Here is a 17,297-nt window from a genome sequence, read left to right as displayed (position 1 = left end):
TAAAACAGTAGAATGATTTCCATCACAAATAAAACCCTTCAAGATTTAGAATTTGACACCATTTTAAACACCCTTTCTGAAGGTTGTAATACTGAAATTGGTAAGGCAAAAGCCTTAGAGATTACCCCATTTAAAGAGAAAGCACTCTTAATGGATAATTTGTTGCAAACTTCTGAATATGTCTCCTCCTATTCCAATAACAATGCTATTCCCAATCACGGCTTTGAGACCATTCACACCGAATTAAAATTTTTGGCGATTGAAGGTAGTCAGTTAGAAGTTTCTGGATTTAGAAAGATTGCTTCCTTGTCGGAAACCGCTAATTTTTTGATTTTATTCTTAAAGAAATTTCACGAATATTATCCAAAACTAAACGAAAAAGCCAGTCAGATTGAGGTAACCAAGGAGATTGTAAAACAAATTGATGAAGTGATTGACAAATATGGTGAAGTGCGCGATAATGCCTCACCAGACTTGTTGAATATTCGTCGTGATATGAATGTGGTACGAGGCAAAGTCAACCAAAGTTTTGGTATGGCTATGAGTCATTACAATTCGTTAGGCTATTTGGATGATATCAAAGAAAGTTTTGTAGAAAACCGACGAGTTTTGGCTGTTTTAGCTATGTACCGTCGAAAAGTTAAAGGATCGATTTTAGGTAGTTCCAAAACCGGAAGTATTGCCTATATCGAACCCGAAACTACCTTGAACTATTCTAGAGAATTGAAAAATTTAGAGTACGAAGAGAAAGAAGAAGTTACCAGAATCTTAAAGCAATTGACCAATTATATTCGTCCGTTTCACGAATTGATTGTGCAGTACCAAGACTTTTTGAGTGATATTGATGTGATTGCTTCAAAAGCCAAATATGCTAATAAAATCAATGGTATTCTTCCAAAAATATCCGAAGAAAAGCGTTTGTTTTTTAGAGATGCTTATCATCCTATTTTGTACTTGAACAACAAGTTGAAAAACGAAATCACTCATCCACAAACTATTGAATTGCATCCTAAGAGTTCGATTATAGTTATTTCAGGACCAAATGCCGGAGGAAAAACTATTTCGTTAAAAACCATTGGATTGCTGCAGTTGATGTTGCAAAGTGGTATTTTGATTCCGGTTCACGAACGAAGCGAAACCTTTCTGTTTGATCGCATCTTGACTGATATTGGCGATAATCAATCGATTGAAAACCATTTGAGTACGTACAGTTACCGTTTGAAGAATATGAATTATTTTTTGAAAAAGTGTAATTCAAAAACCTTGTTCTTGATTGATGAATTTGGTACTGGATCTGATCCTGATTTGGGTGGTGCTTTAGCCGAAGTTTTTCTGGAAGAATTTTACCATAGAGAAGCGTTTGGAATCATCACCACGCATTATACCAATTTAAAGATTTTGGCCAACGAATTGCCTAATGCTACTAATGCCAATATGTTGTTTGATGAAAAAACCTTAGAGCCGATGTATAAGTTGCATTTGGGTCAAGCAGGTAGTTCGTTTACCTTTGAAGTAGCTCAGAAAAACGGTATTCCTTTTGGATTGATTAACAGAGCGAAAAAGAAAATTGAAGGCGGAAAAGTGCGTTTTGACAAAACTATTGCGACGTTACAAAAAGAACGTTCCAAAATGGAAAAAACTACTGTAAATCTTAAAGAAGAAGAGATTAAGGCACGTGAGGAAAGCAAAAAAATGGAATTGATCAATGCTAAAATCAAAGACAAATTGGAGCGCTATCAAGAATTATATGATTCAAATCAACGCTTGATTTATATTGGACAAAAAATTGATGAAATTTCGGGCACCTACTTTAATAACAAAGATAAAAAGACTTTGATTGGAGAATTTTTAAAAGTTGTTGAGATTGAAAATTCAAAGCGAAGAAAAGCCAGCGTTAAGGAATTAAAAGAAAAAGAAGTCTTGCAGAAAAAGGTTGCTGAAGAAGTTAAAGTCCAAGTTGATGAGATAAGAAAAGAGAAAAAAGAGAAAAAACTTAAAGCTAAAGAAGTACCTGTTGTGCCTAAGGTAGTCTTAAAAGTTGGCGATAGAGTGCGCATGTATGATGGAAAAGCGATTGGTACGATTGACAACATCGAAAAAAACAAAGCTACAGTAAACTATGGCGTTTTTACCTCTAAAGTGAGTTTAGAAGCCTTAGAATTTGTAGAACGACCGAAATAATATGGAAGGTTTACCAAAAGATAAAAAAATTGTTCTATTTGATGGTGTTTGCAATTTGTGCGATTCCTCGGTTCAATTCATCATAAAAAATGATTCTAAAGATATTTTTAGATTTGTTGCCCTTCAATCGGATTTGGGGAAAAGCATTTTGGATTATTTAAAAATAGATTCTACTACCACGGATAGCATTATTTTGTATCTACCAGGTAAGGCCTATTATATCAAAGCTGATGCGGCATTAACTATTGCAGAAGATTTAAAAGGCATTTTAAGTTATTTAAGTTATTTAAAATTGTTACCTGATTTTATTAAGAATTTCGGTTATGAGTTAGTGGCTCGCAACCGCTATAAATGGTATGGAAAAAAAGACCATTGTATGCTTCCTACTCCAGCACTACAATCTAAATTTCTTTAGAATTGGGAATCCATTACTCGAATAGAGTCTAATCTATGATTTTTTATAAAACAAAAAAGACTAAACATTACGTTTAGTCTTTTTTTATATGATTAAGAATAGTACTTATTCTTTGATTACTTTTTTAGTAACGATTCCTTTATCAGAAACGATTTTCATTGTGTAGATACCTTGAGCTAAATCAGCTACTGAAACTTGTACTTCAGCAAGATTAGAGAACTCTTGGTTTTTCACCATTCTACCGTTGATATCAGTAATTTCGATAACTGAGATTAAAGCATCTGTAGTATTCACTACGTTGATAACATTTTTAGCAGGATTTGGGAATGTAGAAAATTTACCCTCTAAAACTTCGTTGCTAGCTAATGTTTGAGTAACTGTAAAGTTATCTAAGATTAACGCGTGAGTTGAATTAGCTACACCATTTATTGCAGAAGTATGTCTGATTCCGAAATAGTATACTCCAGTTGTAGGAGGAGTAAAAGTAAATGTTTTCAATGCGAATGCTGGCGTTGTTGCCGTACCTGTTCCAACTGGTAAAGTTTGAGCCGCTACAGTTTGATCTGTACCAGCGGTAATTGTGAAAGAAGACGTATTAGTTGCACCTGCTGCCACATAGTTACTTGCAAAGAATGAAATGGTCACTGGGTTTCCGCTTGCTTGCAAGTTGATTCCTCTAGAATACATGATTCCTGAAGATTGCGCTGTTGTGCTAGATAAAGATACACAAGAATATTGTCCGTTTTGAACTAAAGCACTACCAGTACCACCAAAATTCATAAACCAGTCTGTACCATTAGCATCTTCATCAGCAACCCATCCAAGGTTTGGGTGATTATCAATTTCGAAGCTAGTATTGTAACTTGGTGTAGCTGGTTCGAAAATAGTATGAAAAGATACTGGAACTGTATTAACACTTGTTCCTACAAAAGAGCCACAATCAGATTTTGTATACACTTCATAAGCTGTACTTGGTTGCAAACCTCCTAAAGTATAAGGAGAAGTTACGCCATTTACAAAAGTACCTGCAGTAGCTGGATTAAAATCGTAAAGACCATATTGAAGGTTTGCTGCATTTGCACTAGTTGAAAATGTAATATTAGCAGAATTTAGAGTAAAGCTAGGCACAGCAACAGCAACAGGTCTAGCACAATCTACTTGTTTTCCTACTAATGTTTGCGGTCTAAACGTTGAGTACGTTGCCCCTAAATTTGCTGGAACAGCCGTTGCACTTGTAGCTGTTCTTGTACCATTAGTAACTGTAGTGTTGGCATTTATTGTACTTGGTACTGTAGGTAAATTACCATTTGGATTTTGATAATCAAAAGCTACGTAAAGCGCTCCACCAGTGTAAGTGAAATTGGTTGTTGAAGGAATAAAAAACTCACCTGTTACCGCTGGAAGCGTAACTGAACCATTGTAGATGCTTGTCATTGGACTAATTACCGTAGCCCAAGCAGTTCCTTTAGTATTGGCAGCATCGGTTGTGTTTTGTAAATAAATTTGCATATTTCCTGTTGCAGGAATATCTAATGCCTCTATAAAGTTGAAACCTAAACCATTAACAATGTTTCCGTTTGCGAAACCAGCAGCAGTCATTTCCGCTTGGGTTAAAATCCAAACACTTCTATGGTATCTGTTGGTTCCTTGCGGACCACGAACTTGAGTTGATGAATTCCCAGTTGCAACAGCATAATAATCTGTTTGAGCAAAGAATTCAGTAGAAATTGCAGAAAGCAATACTACGAATAGTAAAGTAATTTTTTTCATAAAATTGATTTTAAGTTTTTTTCAATTCCAAAAATACTAAATATTTTGGAAATTCATATTTATTTAACTTTCTTTTTCCCATTTTCCTACTACTGAAGTAGCTAGAGCATTTCCTAAAACATTGGTTGCACTTCTAAACATATCACAAAAATGGTCAATTGGAAGTATTAAAGCAATTCCTTCAATTGGAATATCAAACATACCGCAAGTTGCGGCTACCACTACTAAACTTGCTCTTGGAACTCCGGCTATGCCTTTACTTGTAAGCATCAAAACTAAGAGCATTGTCATTTGCGTTCCTAAATCTAATGGTACGCCGTAAGCTTGTGCGATGAAAATACTTGCAAAAGTCATGTACATCATACTTCCATCAAGATTAAATGAGTATCCTAGTGGTAGCATGAACGAAACAATTTTATCTTTTACACCAAAGCGTTCTAATTCTTCTGTCAATTTAGGAAAAACCGCTTCGCTACTTGTGGTTCCGAAGGCGATAATTAGCGGACTAACGATTCGTTTCAATAACGCTGTCATTGAACTCTTTAAAAATAAATATCCTACTACTAATAATACGACCCAAAGGGACGAAATTCCTACTAAGAATGAACCGAAGAACTTTGCATAAGTAATCAATAATTCTTCTAGATCTCTTATTGCAAATACTCCAGCAATAGCGCCAAAAACTCCAAGCGGAGCAAATTTCATTACATAATTCACCATTTTTAGTATGATGTGCGATATAATGTCTAGCACTTTCACGACTGGTTTAGCGTGATCGCCCATTGAGGCTGCAGCCAATCCGAAGAAAATTGAAAAAATTACAATTTGAAGAATTTCATTAGTGGCTAAAGCTTCAAAAATACTTTTGGGGATGATGTGTTCGATAAAGTTTTGAGCCGAAAAAACTTTGGTTTTATCAGTTACTTCTGCAGCGGTAGCCACATCTACATCAGTTAGATTTAATCCAATTCCCGGTTCTAAAATATTAACCCAAAACAAACCAATTAGTAAGGATACAAAAGAGGCTGTAAAAAACCAACCCATAGCCTTTCCTCCGATTCTACCAACTGATTTTATATCACCTAATTTTGCAATTCCAACTACTAATGTAGTAATCACTAATGGAGCAATTATCATTTGTACCAAACGAATGAAAACCGTTGCTAACATTTTTATTTTATCACTAAAATTTTTAGCAAATTCGGCATCAAAATTATTATGAATATAGATTCCTAACGCTGCACCTAGCGCCATTGCAATTAAAATTTGAACGGTAAGATTACTAAAAAATGATTTTTTTTGTTCTATTTCTGCTGTCATTATTTTGCTTGATAAATTTTGTTTAATAAATAAAAATCGGCTAGTACGATTGCTGCCATTGCTTCCACAATTGGCACGGCGCGAGGCACTACACAAGGATCGTGGCGTCCTTTGCCGTGTTGTTCAACAATGGTATTTTGATTGGTTAGTACTTCTTGGTTTTGGATTAAAGTGGCCACTGGTTTGAATGCCACTCTAAAATAAATATCCATTCCGTTAGAGATTCCGCCTTGAATTCCGCCCGACAAATTGGATTTGGTTGTACCGTCTTCGTTATATAAATCATTATGCTCACTGCCTTTCATTCTTGCTCCACAAAAGCCGCTACCGTATTCGAAGCCATGTACGGCATTAATAGACAACATTGCTTTCCCAAGTTCGGCGTGTAATTTATCGAAAACTGGTTCACCAAGGCCTATTGGTACATTTTGTATTACACAAGTAATTGTGCCACCAACTGTATCGCCTTGTTTTTTGATTTCCTTAATATGTTCTTCCATTTTTTGGGCTGCTTCCAAATCGGGACAACGTACAGCATTAGATTCGATTAAGGAAAAATCCAAATCTTGATAGGGCTTATTAATGAAAATTTCACCAACGGACGATACGAACGCAGTGATTTTGATGTCTTTTACAACTTGTTTTGCAATTGCACCTGCTACTACTCTACTAGCTGTTTCTCTTGCTGAACTTCTTCCGCCGCCACGATAATCGCGAATGCCATATTTTTGTTCGTAGACGTAATCAGCGTGACTTGGTCTAAAAGTGTCTTTAATATGGGAATAATCGTCTGATTTTTGATTTGTATTTGGGATGATAAATCCGATCGGTGTTCCTGTGGTTTTTCCTTCAAAAATTCCGGATAACAATTGTACTTCGTCCTCTTCCTTTCGCTGTGTTACTATGCTGGATTGACCAGGTTTACGGCGTTGCATTTCGTTTTGTATTGCCTCTAAATCTATTGTAATTCCGGGTGGACAACCATCAATTATTCCACCAAGTGCTTCACCGTGAGATTCGCCAAAAGTGGTAATTTTATATAGTGTTCCGAAGCTATTTCCTGCCATTCTAATTAGTTTTGAACAAATATAGTTGATTAGTTTATAGTTTAAAAATATAGTGTTTAAAAAATATTTTGAGTTTGCGTACTCAAATGAATTTATGGAATGTATTATTGTAACATCTTTTTTATTAATTTAGCCAAAAACTAATACATTACCTATGAAAAAAAACCTTTTAATTGTTTCATTGTCATTACTTTTATTTATTTCTTGTGGCAGTGATTCTGATGAAACTCAAGTGCAAGGGGTTTCGGATCCAACAACCTTTTTACCATTAGCAAATGGTAACTACTGGACTTACGACGTTGATAATGACGCTAACAATCCTGGTCCATTGGGTAGAGATTCTTTATATGTTGCAAATGATACAGTAGTTAATTCTGTTACTTACAAAAAAATGAAAACTCGTGCTATACCCACAGGTTTTTTCTCAACATCGCTAAGAAATAATGCCGTTAAAATTGACCAATTCAAATTATTAATCAATGGAACTTTTAATTTTGATTTTGGTTTGACTACGCCTATTTCTATCGCTCTAAATGATTTTATTTTTTTCAAAGAAAATGCAGCCACTAATGAAGTGTTAAGCACAACCTCTGGAACCATTAACCAAACTATTCAAAATATTCCTTTGGTTATTGATTACAAGCTTTCTTCAGTTGCTAATGGTAGTTTACCTCTGTATATTTTACCTAATGGAGATGATTACACGGGAATTAGAAAAACTAAAGTTGTTTTAAATTTAAAAATTACAACGCAACAAACTATTTCTGGCATTCCGGTAACGGTAACTATAATGCCTGCACAAGATGTCATCGTTTCTACGCAATACTACACTGGTAATACTGGAATGATTTATGCAAATACGGTGCTAAATTATCAATTAAATACCATACCTGGGGTAACATTGCCTATTCCTGCATCTGGTAATCAAACACAGGAAGAATTTTTAAAGACCTTTGTCGCAAATTAATGTATGAATCTTAATTATATAACAAAAATTAAAAGTTTTATAACAAATTAATAGTACAAATTGTATTAATTTGCAGTATATAAATTAAACAAAATTAAAAATGAAAAAATTATTTTTATCTACTTTTATGCTACTAGGTTTAGCATTGAGTTCACAAGCGCAAGACATTTCTAAAAATGCATTAGGTTTAAGATTAGGAGATAATGATGGTTTTGGTGGGGAGATTTCTTACCAAAGAGGATTATCTAGCAACAACCGTTTAGAAGTAGACTTAGGTTTTAGAACTTCTAACAATGTTGATGCTTTTAAATTAACTGGTATTTACCAATGGGTTTGGAATATTGACGGTGGATTCAACTGGTATGCTGGTGTTGGTGGTGGATTAGGTAGCTGGAGCTATGACTACAATGTAAATGGTAACAAAATCAAAGATAGCGGTGCTTTCGTATTTGTTGCAGGTGATATAGGTATTGAGTATAACTTCAAAGAAGCTCCAATTCAATTATCTTTAGACATTAGACCAGAACTTTACTTCAATTCTGATGATTATAGAGAAGATAATTTTGGTCCAGATTTAGCTTTAGGTATCCGTTACAGATGGTAATATTCTATTGAAATAAAAAAAATCCACTTTTTGTAAAAGTGGATTTTTTTTTATTGAACAATCTCAATTGGTTTTTTTGATTTTATTTTGATGACATAACAAGGTTTAGTTACCGCCATTGTTGCAAAACCTTTTGGTTCGATTTCTTTTAATGTAACCAAAATCTTGTCAGCTAACTCTTCGACTTTTTTTACTTCTAATGTATAACCTCCTGATTTTTTTTCTCCCATATTGACCAAGATAAAATTGCAGGTATTGATGTCCTCTTTTTTAACATAAGGTTTGATCATTTCATCGGTAAGCAAAATATTAAATTCCTTTTCATCCGAAACAATTTCATAGAATTGAAAAGAAGCGCCACCATAATCACTACCAAAAAGCACATCATACATAGGTTGCGACAGCATTGGTTGTTTAGATGTTGAACACGAAAATAAGGTAACTAGAAGTACAAAAGAGGCGAATTTTTTAATCATAATTTAGTGTATTTGTTTAGACGTTTCCAATGCACTTTCATAAATACCTTCGTATAAAGGTAAAATATTTTTGATGTCGAATTGTTTTGCAACCGATAGTGCATTTTCTTTAAACGTTTTTAAAGTCGCAATATTGTTTAAAATTTTGACAGCATTTTCTGCCATTTCCTCAACATTGCCCACATCGCTTAAATAGCCTGATACTCCATCAAAATTCACTTCGGGCAATCCACCAGAATTACTAGAGATTACAGGTACACCCCAAGCCATTGCTTCTAACGCCGCTAAACCAAAACTTTCGGTTTCTGATGGTAATAGAAATAAGTCTGAATAAGATAAAATTTGATCAATTTCGTTACTATTTCCGAAGAAAATTACTTTTTCTTGAATTCCCAATTCTAAACATAAACGTTCCGCTACTTCCCTTTCTGGACCATCGCCTACCATCATTAATTTGGCAGGAATTTGTTGTTGGATTTTATAGAATATTTTCACTACATCAGGAATTCGTTTCACTTTTCTGAAATTACTGATGTGCGTGATAATCATTTCGTCTTTGATAGCCATAACGGAACGTTGGCAAGAGATTAAAGACTCATTACGCAGTTTATTTAATTCGATGAAATTTGGGATTACGTGAATATCTTTTTTGATATCAAAATGTTTGTAGGTATCATCCTTTAAACTTTGAGACACTGATGTCACCACATCTGATTTGTTGATGCTAAAACAGACTGCTGTTTTATAAAATGGATGTTTACCTACTAACGTAATATCGGTTCCGTGTAATGTGGTAACCATTGGAATATTGATGCCTTCATCTTTCAACATTTGTTTGGCCATATACCCAGCGTAGGCGTGCGGAATTGCATAATGAACGTGTAATAGTTCGATATTATACAACTTTACCATATCGACTAATTTACTAGATAATGCTAATTCATAAGGTTGATAATGAAATAAGGCATATTCTGGAACGTTCACTTCGTGGTAATGCACGTTAGAGTTTAAAAGAGCTAATCTAACGGGTTGTTTGTAGGTAATGAAGTGGATTTCGTGACCTCTATGGGCTAACTCTAAACCTAATTCTGTTGCTACTACACCACTACCTCCAAAGGTTGGATAACATACTATTGCTATTTTCATTCCTGATTTTTAGAAGTACGAAGTTACAGAAATTCTATTGGAATACCGTTAACAAAAGAATAAATTCTATTTGTCTAAAATAGCTTCTTGAATTATTTTTTGAATGTCTTCTCTGATGTTCTCTTTAGATAATTTATTCACTTCAGTATTACCAGGAAAAGTTCGGTTTGACAGGAAAACATAAATGATTTCAGTTTCAGGATCAGCCCAAGCCATTGTTCCAGTAAATCCGGTGTGACCAAAACTTGCCATTGAAACGCAGCCGCAGGTTGGACCTTCTTTCCCTAATTGCGGTTTATCAAATCCTAATCCTCTTCGGTTTCCTTCTGCACAAAAATGGCAGGTATTAAAAACATCGAAAGTTGCTGCAGAAAAATAGTTTTTATCCCCATAATTTCCTTTTTGAAGGTACAACTGCATCATTTTAGCAATATCCATACTATTAGAGAAAATTCCTGCATGACCTGCAACACCACCTTGCATTGCTGCCGTCATATCGTGTACGTAGCCTTGAATCGTGGTTTGGCGAAAATAATTGTCGTTCTCCGTTGGAGGAATGATTCCGTAATCAAATTTTCGTAACGGATTGAACATCGTATTGTTCATTCCTAGTGATTTGTAAAAATTATCATTACTTAATTGATCTAACGATTTACCTGTTGCTTTTTCAAGGTATTCTTTTAAAATGATAAAAGTGAAATCGCTGTATTTGTACTCTTTTTTGTCCAGGAGTTTACTGTCTACAATTTGTTTTAGAATGGTATCTTGATAATCATTTCTAATGTATAAATTTTCGGCTACTTGATAGTTGAACCCTTCCTTATTATACAAACTATAAATTTTATCCGAAGGACATTTTTCAGCATCTAAAGTATTTTTATAAAACGGAATCCAAGTTTGTAGTTTGGCATAATGTGATAATAAATCTTTAAACGAAATATCTTGTTTGTTACTACCTTGAAAAAGCGGCAGCATTTCGCCTAGTTTCGAATTAAGCGTTACTTTTCCCTGATCGTATTGTTGCATTACGTTAGGCAGTGTAGCCACCATTTTAGTAATCGAAGCTACATCATAGATATCGGAATTGGTTACTTTGGTTTGTTTGTCATAAGTATGATATCCGTAGGCTTTTTGAAAAATTACCTTTCCTCTTCTTGCTATTAAAATTTGCATACCTGGCGCCATTTTGCCATCAATAGCCTTCTTCGCATAAGTATCAATTTTAGCTAAGGTCGATGGACTCATTCCCACGTTTTCTGGAGCGGTAAAGCCTAAACGATTTAATTTTTCTGTTTTTAATCCGAGTCCTTCTTTAAATTCATCATTGATTGTTACTGGAAGATTTCCTTTTGCTTCTATAGCACCAAATATAACTTCTGCTCCTACTTCTTGTGCGATATCGCTGTTTTGGTAAGACATAACAATTCCTTCAATATCCGAAAAATTGGATATAGCTGACAGTGAGTAAGGTTTGCTAAAAGCATCTAAAATCACTTTATTATTTTTAGCAATTTCTTGCAACCATAGCAATTCAGCTTCCGTAAAATCGTGTTTTTTCCAAGCTCTATCCGATTTGTGATACCCGATAATAACCGTATTGTAGTCTTTAAGTTTAACTTTAAGTGAATCAATATTAGTTTCTACAACCTCAGTAACTTCTGTATATTTTTTTAAAGTACTTAAGAACGAAGAATTGACATCATCTCCCAACTTCACGTAGGCTATTTTCTGATCCAAATTTTTAATTGGCAGTATATTGTTTTCGTTTTTAATTACCGTGGTAGCATTTTCATATAATTCGTATTGCAATGCATCCTTGTTGGTTGTAATTAAATCGTTAGGAATATTTTTTAAATCAACTGGTTTGTAGTTGTTTAATCCGATTTTGTATTTATGAGCAAGAATCTTTTTAACTGATTTTGCCAAACGTTCTTCAGTAATTAGTCCGTTATTATAAGCCTCCAAAATTTTTTGGTAAGCTAAAGGAACATTTTCTGCAAAAAGCAAAATATCATTTCCTGCCATGAACGCTTCTAAATCGATGTCACCAGGTTTCATAAATTTACTAGCCGCTTTCATGTTTAAAGCATCGGTAAAAATCAAACCGTCAAAGCCCAATTCCTCTTGTAGTAAGTTGGTTACCACATTATAAGATACCGAAGTTGGAAAATTATCTCTAGGTTCGATACTTGGAATGTTCAAGTGCGCTACCATAACTGAAACTAAGCCTTCATCGAACATTCGTTTGTAAGGATACAATTCGACTTTTTCTAACCGGTCTTTTGAAAAATTAACTAAAGGCAACGCATAATGTGAATCGGTAGCCGTGTCACCGTGACCTGGAAAATGTTTCCCAGTGCAGAAAACACCTTCGCTTTGGATACCATCCATTATGGCGATTGCGTGTTCGGTAACATTCACTTTATTTTCACCAAAAGAACGGTGACCAATTATGGGATTTTTGGGATTGGTATTGATGTCTAAAACTGGTACGAAATTAAAATGTGCGCCGATACGTTTGGCTTCTTGCGCCATATTTTGTCCGACTTTCTTAACCAAATTCAAATCTTTGATAGCTCCTAGCGTTGAATTCCAAGGATATTTGTAAGTAGAATCTAAACGCATACTCAAACCCCATTCGGCGTCAATTCCGATAAATAATGGAACTTTGGATTTGGATTGAAAACGATTCGTAAGTTTAGCTTGTCGCACTGGACCACCTTGAAAAAAAATTAGTCCGCCTACTTTATTTTGGGTAATTAATTTGTCGATAGCGTTGAAATGCACTGTATCTTTATTAGAATAAGCTGCCACCATAAACAATTGCCCCACTTTATCCTCAAACGTCATTTGATTGTAAATACTATCTACCCATTTGGTTTCGGTGTCAGTAGTTGCAAAGAAATGCTTGCGTTTTGATTTTGATACTTGGACATAGGCTTCTTCTTCAAGAATTAGCTCTGGTTTTTTAATAGCACCAACCGTAACTTTATCTTTAGTTGAACCGCAATTAGTTACAACAATTACTATTATAAATAATAAAACTAGCTTACTTATATTTTTCATGAAAGGATGTAAAGATTAAAAGAATCTGCTGTGCCAGCTTTCGCTTGCAGGAATTTCCCAACCTTCATTGAGTTCTTCAATAGTATTAACGAGATTATTAAAAACTATTGTGTTTTCTGAAACTGATTTGTCTTTAGCCAGTTTTTTAAATTCTAGCAGTGTTTTATATGTAATGAATTCGCCTTGTTTGAAAGCTACATTCATTTTGTCTAATAAATCTATGCTGTATTTTTGTTCTAAATTTTGAATAAAACCTACCGATGCATCGATGGAACATCCTGTAGCGGCTTGAATTTCTTGATTTACTGCAATAATAATAAATCGATTATATCGTATGTCAAAAGATGCTTCGAGCGAAGTTCCGTGTGCCGACCAGTTTTCAATAAAATTAGTTAACTCTTTTTCAATATCACTAACTTCTTCATCAGAAAATTTTCTGCTGGATTGGTAGATCCAAATTTTAGATTCTTGCGGTAAATTTTCAAAAGGAATGTACATTTTTGGATATTAGATTTTAGATTTTAGATTTTAGATATTAGATTTTAGATATTGAATTTTATAGATCTTGGGCGTTTGCTATTAATTCGGCTATATCTAGTACTTTTATTTCGGCTTCTTTTTCTTTGTTTTTTACACCATCGGTCATCATTGTATTGCAAAACGGACAACCTGCTGCTATAATATCTGGCTTGGTTTCAAGCGCGTCTTCTGTTCTTTCGATGTTGATTTCTTTGTCACCTTTTTCGGCATCTTTAAACATTTGCGCGCCACCTGCACCACAGCATAAGCCGTTAGCTTTGGAGCGTTTCATTTCTACCAATTCAGCATCTAATTTTTGAATTAAATCTCTTGGCGCTTCATAAATATTGTTGGCTCTACCCAAGTAACATGGATCGTGGAAGGTAATTTTTTTACCTTTAAACTGTCCGCCTTCAATCGTTAGTCTACCAGCATCTAGTAATGATTTTAGAAACTCGGTGTGGTGCACCACTTCATATTTACCACCTAATTCGGGATATTCATTTTTTAGTGTATTGAAACAATGTGGACAGGCTGTAACAATCTTCTTGGCTTCATAGGCATTAAGCACTTCGATGTTCATCATGGCTTGCATTTGAAATAAAAATTCGTTACCTGCACGTTTGGCAGGATCACCTGTGCAACTCTCTTCGGTTCCAAGCACAGCAAATTCAACGTTGGCACGATTTAAAATTCGTACGAATGCTTTAGTAATTCTTTTTGCTCTATCATCAAAACTTCCTGCGCAACCTACCCAAAATAAAACTTCAGGTTGTTTGCCTTGAGCTAACATTTCTGCCATTGTTGGCACGTTCAATACTTCTGACATCTTTTAATTTTAGATTTTAGATTTTAGATTTTAGATTTATTTTGAAAAACTGATAACTAAAATCTTATATTTAATATTACTCATGTTGTCCATCGTCAAAAACTTCGATGGTTACTTCTTTTTCTATTAAGTCGGTGAATTTTCCTCTATAACGAGTGGCTTTCACTAAATGATTATCAATCCAGTGGTAATTTCCTCCGCGAGGCTTACCCATTACCATTCCGTGGTATTTAAAACCGTGTTGTTTTAACCAACGTTCGGTATATTCTCTGTGTGCTTCTGTTCTTGAAGTGAAGAAGAATATAATATGTCCTTCATCATACCAACGGTTTAAAGTGGCTAAAGCATCGGGATAAACTTCTGCTGTTAACATTCGCTCTGGTTCTTCGTTTGGAATATCATCGCAAATGGTTCCGTCGATATCAATTAAATAATTCTTAATTCCTTCTTTCAAAATCGGACTCAAATATTGTCCGTTTTCGGTTAATGTTTGGAGGTTTTTTTCAATGTCTTCCGTTTTCATGATTTTAAATTTATAATTTCACATTCCTTTAGACAATTTCTCAAGCCTCACATTTATGAGAAAATATCACTTATCTTTTATGGAGACGCAAAGAATCGTGTCTCTATCGTATTTTATTGTTCGTCTTTCCAGTTTAATCTGTCCATTTGGTTGTACTGCCATGGCGCTCCATTATTTTCAATGTTTGTCATCATTGCATTCAACGATTGTGGTGCTGCGCTTTGTTCCATAACTAAGAAACGACGCATGTCTGTGATGATTGATAATGGACTAATATTTACAGGACATTCTTCTACACAAGCGTTACAAGATGTACAAGCCCAAAGTTCTTCAGTAGTAATGTAATTATTAAGTAATGACACATTATCTGGTACAAAAACACCTTTGTTTTTATCTATATTTCTACCAACCTCTTCTAGTCTGTCTCTTGTATCCATCATGATTTTACGTGGAGACAATTTTTTTCCTGTTTGATTGGCAGGACAAGCCGAAGTACAACGACCGCATTCTGTACAAGTATAAGCGTTTAGTAACTGAACCCAATTCAAATCCATTACATCACTTGCGCCAAATTTGCTTGGAACTGCATTTTCATCGACAGGTTGCGCAGCAAATGGATCGGCGTTTGGATCCATCATTAATTTTACTTCTTTAGTTACACTTTCCAGGTTATCAAATTTACCTTTTGCGTTTAAGTCTGCAAAATACGTATTCGGAAATGCTAATAAGATGTGTAAGTGTTTAGAGAAATATAGATAATTCAAAAATATTAATATTCCGATGATGTGTAACCACCAAAATGTGCGCTCTAACATGAATACTAATGGCGTACTCATTCCGTCAAAAATCGGTGTCAAAAATTGTGATATCGGAAACGAACCTGCTTTTTCGTAGTGTCCAAAAACCTCTGGTAAGTTTTGAAGGTGCAAGTCTGCTGCATTCATTAACAAAAACAACGACATTAAAACTACTTCAAAATACAAGATGTAGTTCGCGTCATTTTTAGGTTTACCGTCCAAATCTGAACTAGTAAAACGTTTTAATTTGGATACATTTCTTCTCGTCCAAAAAACAACTACCGCTGCTAGTACTAAAACTGCTAAAATTTCGAAAGAAGCAATTAAGAAGTCGTATAAACCTCCCATAAACTTGAATACACGGTGCGTGTTAAACAAACCATCTATAATGATTTCTAATAATTCGATGTTAATGATTACGAAACCTACATAAACAATAACATGTAAAAATCCTGCAATAGGTCTCTTAATCATTTTAGATTGTCCGAGTGCAATCATCGCCATATTTTTCCATCTTTCAGAAGAATTATCAGAGCGATTAACGTCTTGACCTAAATTTATGTTACGGATTAACTTTTTGACATTGATGGTAAAATATCCGAATCCGATGATTAGTAATAGTGCGAAAAATATACTGGCTAAAATTTCCATAATAGTCTTTTTATTCTATTTAATTGTGTCGTTTTTTGGTGCTGTGTAAGGTTTGTTTTTCTTTCCGAAAAGAGAAACATTCACATATCTTGTTGGATTCAATCGTAAATCTTGCAATAATAATTCTAACTCTTTGGATGTTTTCGTAAAATTAGAGTACATCGCATCATCTTTAAGCAATTTGCCCATTGTTCCTTTTCCTGCTTGTAAATCGCCCATCATCTTGTCGACATTAGCTAATGTTTTTTCAAGATTTTTAACCGTTTGCCCAATATTTGCTTTAGCTAAAGAATCCGATACTTTAGAAAAATTAGCTGATGCTTTTTCTACATTGTTCATTGTGCCACTAATTTTCGACTTATTCTGAGCTAGCATTTCGTTTACCTCTTTGGAAGCGCCTTTGAATTCTACTAATATTTCATTTAGATTGGCTAAACTGTTTCTCAGATTTTCTTTCGATTTCGCGTCCAATACTTGATTTACGTTTTCAAGCATTACGTTGGCATTGTCTAGTAACTTAGTTATTTTATCTTTCAGCGGTTCGATTTGTTTGGCTAATTCATCGGTTAAACCTAATTTACTTGATGAAACTAAAAAGTCGCCATCGACTGCATCTTGACCTTCTTTTGTCGGAATGATTGCAATTTGTTTGCCACCGATAGGACTTGGAGCGTAAATTTCAGCTATGCTAGTTTTTTTGATTGGAAAATCAGAATTGATTTGCATTTCGACTTTAATTTTTCCGGTTTCATTATTTATTGCAACGGAGCTTACTTTACCAACAATTAATCCGTTAATGGTAACTGGAGACGAAGCAGTAAGTCCTTCAATGTTCTCATATTCAACATAAAGGTTTTTGTAATTGGTAAATAAGTCTCTTCCTTTTAAAAAGCTATAACCCCAAATAAAAAGTAATATTGAGGCAATAACTAAAATAGCGGCTTTAATTTCTCTTGATAATTTCAA

Annotated in this window: 15 protein-coding genes; 4 read left to right on the top strand and 11 right to left on the bottom strand. The window is 34.5% G+C overall.

The window, feature by feature from the left end; translation table 11 throughout:
• Nucleotides 1-12 precede the first annotated feature (12 nt).
• Both Q0050_RS12540 and Q0050_RS12535 read left to right on the top strand, forming a co-directional pair.
• Entirely contained in the window at nucleotides 13-2,181 is a 2,169-nt protein-coding gene (locus Q0050_RS12540) for a DNA mismatch repair protein MutS (RefSeq protein WP_298396336.1), read from the top strand.
• Nucleotide 2,182: 1 nt separating this feature from the next.
• Nucleotides 2,183-2,596: a thiol-disulfide oxidoreductase DCC family protein gene (locus tag Q0050_RS12535; protein ID WP_298396333.1), complete on the top strand. Its 414-nt coding sequence runs from the start codon at nucleotides 2,183-2,185 to the stop codon at nucleotides 2,594-2,596.
• Between the two features lie 105 nt (nucleotides 2,597-2,701).
• Here Q0050_RS12535 and Q0050_RS12530 read toward each other — a convergent pair whose 3' ends face one another.
• The 3 genes from Q0050_RS12530 to aroC form a co-directional block, all read right to left on the bottom strand.
• Nucleotides 2,702-4,366, bottom strand: a complete 1,665-nt coding sequence (locus tag Q0050_RS12530; RefSeq protein WP_298396330.1) for a T9SS type A sorting domain-containing protein — start codon at nucleotides 4,364-4,366, stop codon at nucleotides 2,702-2,704.
• 63 nt (nucleotides 4,367-4,429) lie between these two features.
• Nucleotides 4,430-5,686 (bottom strand): dicarboxylate/amino acid:cation symporter, encoded by a 1,257-nt coding sequence (locus tag Q0050_RS12525; RefSeq protein ID WP_298396328.1) that lies wholly within the window; start codon nucleotides 5,684-5,686, stop codon nucleotides 4,430-4,432.
• The gene (gene aroC / locus Q0050_RS12520; protein WP_298396326.1) at nucleotides 5,686-6,753 is read right to left on the bottom strand and encodes a chorismate synthase; all 1,068 of its coding nucleotides are present in this window, start codon (nucleotides 6,751-6,753) and stop codon (nucleotides 5,686-5,688) included. Before aroC ends, Q0050_RS12525 begins: the two co-directional genes overlap by 1 nt.
• Nucleotides 6,754-6,907: 154 nt before the next feature.
• Between aroC and Q0050_RS12515 the strand changes: the two genes are divergently transcribed.
• Together Q0050_RS12515 and Q0050_RS12510 are read left to right on the top strand one after the other, a co-directional pair.
• On the top strand, nucleotides 6,908-7,720 hold the full coding sequence (locus tag Q0050_RS12515; RefSeq protein WP_298396324.1) for a hypothetical protein: 813 nt from the start codon (nucleotides 6,908-6,910) through the stop codon (nucleotides 7,718-7,720).
• Between the two features lie 100 nt (nucleotides 7,721-7,820).
• Nucleotides 7,821-8,324, top strand: a complete 504-nt coding sequence (locus tag Q0050_RS12510; RefSeq protein ID WP_298396321.1) for a hypothetical protein — start codon at nucleotides 7,821-7,823, stop codon at nucleotides 8,322-8,324.
• Between the two features lie 50 nt (nucleotides 8,325-8,374).
• On the opposite strand, the gene Q0050_RS12505 is transcribed toward Q0050_RS12510, so the two are convergent.
• From Q0050_RS12505 to Q0050_RS12470, 8 genes are all read right to left on the bottom strand, one after another.
• On the bottom strand, nucleotides 8,375-8,800 hold the full coding sequence (locus Q0050_RS12505) for a protease complex subunit PrcB family protein (protein WP_298396318.1): 426 nt from the start codon (nucleotides 8,798-8,800) through the stop codon (nucleotides 8,375-8,377).
• 3 nt (nucleotides 8,801-8,803) lie between these two features.
• Nucleotides 8,804-9,946, bottom strand: coding sequence for an N-acetyl-alpha-D-glucosaminyl L-malate synthase BshA (gene bshA / locus Q0050_RS12500; protein WP_298396316.1), 1,143 nt, complete (start codon nucleotides 9,944-9,946; stop codon nucleotides 8,804-8,806).
• Between the two features lie 66 nt (nucleotides 9,947-10,012).
• The gene (locus Q0050_RS12495) at nucleotides 10,013-13,012 is read right to left on the bottom strand and encodes a glycoside hydrolase family 3 N-terminal domain-containing protein (RefSeq protein WP_298396311.1); all 3,000 of its coding nucleotides are present in this window, start codon (nucleotides 13,010-13,012) and stop codon (nucleotides 10,013-10,015) included.
• Nucleotides 13,013-13,027: 15 nt separating this feature from the next.
• Nucleotides 13,028-13,510, bottom strand: coding sequence for an ABC transporter ATPase (locus Q0050_RS12490; RefSeq protein WP_298396310.1), 483 nt, complete (start codon nucleotides 13,508-13,510; stop codon nucleotides 13,028-13,030).
• A 58-nt stretch (nucleotides 13,511-13,568) separates the two neighbouring features.
• Nucleotides 13,569-14,360, bottom strand: a complete 792-nt coding sequence (locus Q0050_RS12485) for a (Fe-S)-binding protein (RefSeq protein ID WP_298396308.1) — start codon at nucleotides 14,358-14,360, stop codon at nucleotides 13,569-13,571.
• A 76-nt stretch (nucleotides 14,361-14,436) separates the two neighbouring features.
• Nucleotides 14,437-14,883: a phosphoheptose isomerase gene (locus tag Q0050_RS12480; protein WP_298396306.1), complete on the bottom strand. Its 447-nt coding sequence runs from the start codon at nucleotides 14,881-14,883 to the stop codon at nucleotides 14,437-14,439.
• Nucleotides 14,884-14,996: 113 nt separating this feature from the next.
• Nucleotides 14,997-16,331, bottom strand: a complete 1,335-nt coding sequence (locus Q0050_RS12475; RefSeq protein ID WP_298396304.1) for a (Fe-S)-binding protein — start codon at nucleotides 16,329-16,331, stop codon at nucleotides 14,997-14,999.
• A 15-nt stretch (nucleotides 16,332-16,346) separates the two neighbouring features.
• Nucleotides 16,347-17,297, bottom strand: a complete 951-nt coding sequence (locus tag Q0050_RS12470) for an MlaD family protein (RefSeq protein ID WP_298396302.1) — start codon at nucleotides 17,295-17,297, stop codon at nucleotides 16,347-16,349.

Origin of the sequence: Flavobacterium sp. (assembly GCF_027483985.1) — a bacterium.
GTDB lineage: Bacteria > Bacteroidota > Bacteroidia > Flavobacteriales > Flavobacteriaceae > Flavobacterium.
The sequence above is the reverse complement of the archived record's forward strand: the minus strand, read 5'-3'. Positions and strand labels throughout refer to the sequence as shown.

Coding starts and splice junctions, on each gene's coding strand:
- Q0050_RS12530 (WP_298396330.1), bottom strand. CDS start 4,366: ATGAAAAAAATTACTTTACTATTCGTAGTATTGCTTTCTGCAATTTCT.
- Q0050_RS12535 (WP_298396333.1), top strand. CDS start 2,183: ATGGAAGGTTTACCAAAAGATAAAAAAATTGTTCTATTTGATGGTGTT.
- bshA (WP_298396316.1), bottom strand. CDS start 9,946: ATGAAAATAGCAATAGTATGTTATCCAACCTTTGGAGGTAGTGGTGTA.
- Q0050_RS12475 (WP_298396304.1), bottom strand. CDS start 16,331: ATGGAAATTTTAGCCAGTATATTTTTCGCACTATTACTAATCATCGGA.
- Q0050_RS12540 (WP_298396336.1), top strand. CDS start 13: ATGATTTCCATCACAAATAAAACCCTTCAAGATTTAGAATTTGACACC.
- Q0050_RS12505 (WP_298396318.1), bottom strand. CDS start 8,800: ATGATTAAAAAATTCGCCTCTTTTGTACTTCTAGTTACCTTATTTTCG.
- aroC (WP_298396326.1), bottom strand. CDS start 6,753: ATGGCAGGAAATAGCTTCGGAACACTATATAAAATTACCACTTTTGGC.
- Q0050_RS12525 (WP_298396328.1), bottom strand. CDS start 5,686: ATGACAGCAGAAATAGAACAAAAAAAATCATTTTTTAGTAATCTTACC.
- Q0050_RS12485 (WP_298396308.1), bottom strand. CDS start 14,360: ATGTCAGAAGTATTGAACGTGCCAACAATGGCAGAAATGTTAGCTCAA.
- Q0050_RS12490 (WP_298396310.1), bottom strand. CDS start 13,510: ATGTACATTCCTTTTGAAAATTTACCGCAAGAATCTAAAATTTGGATC.
- Q0050_RS12480 (WP_298396306.1), bottom strand. CDS start 14,883: ATGAAAACGGAAGACATTGAAAAAAACCTCCAAACATTAACCGAAAAC.
- Q0050_RS12495 (WP_298396311.1), bottom strand. CDS start 13,012: ATGAAAAATATAAGTAAGCTAGTTTTATTATTTATAATAGTAATTGTT.
- Q0050_RS12510 (WP_298396321.1), top strand. CDS start 7,821: ATGAAAAAATTATTTTTATCTACTTTTATGCTACTAGGTTTAGCATTG.
- Q0050_RS12515 (WP_298396324.1), top strand. CDS start 6,908: ATGAAAAAAAACCTTTTAATTGTTTCATTGTCATTACTTTTATTTATT.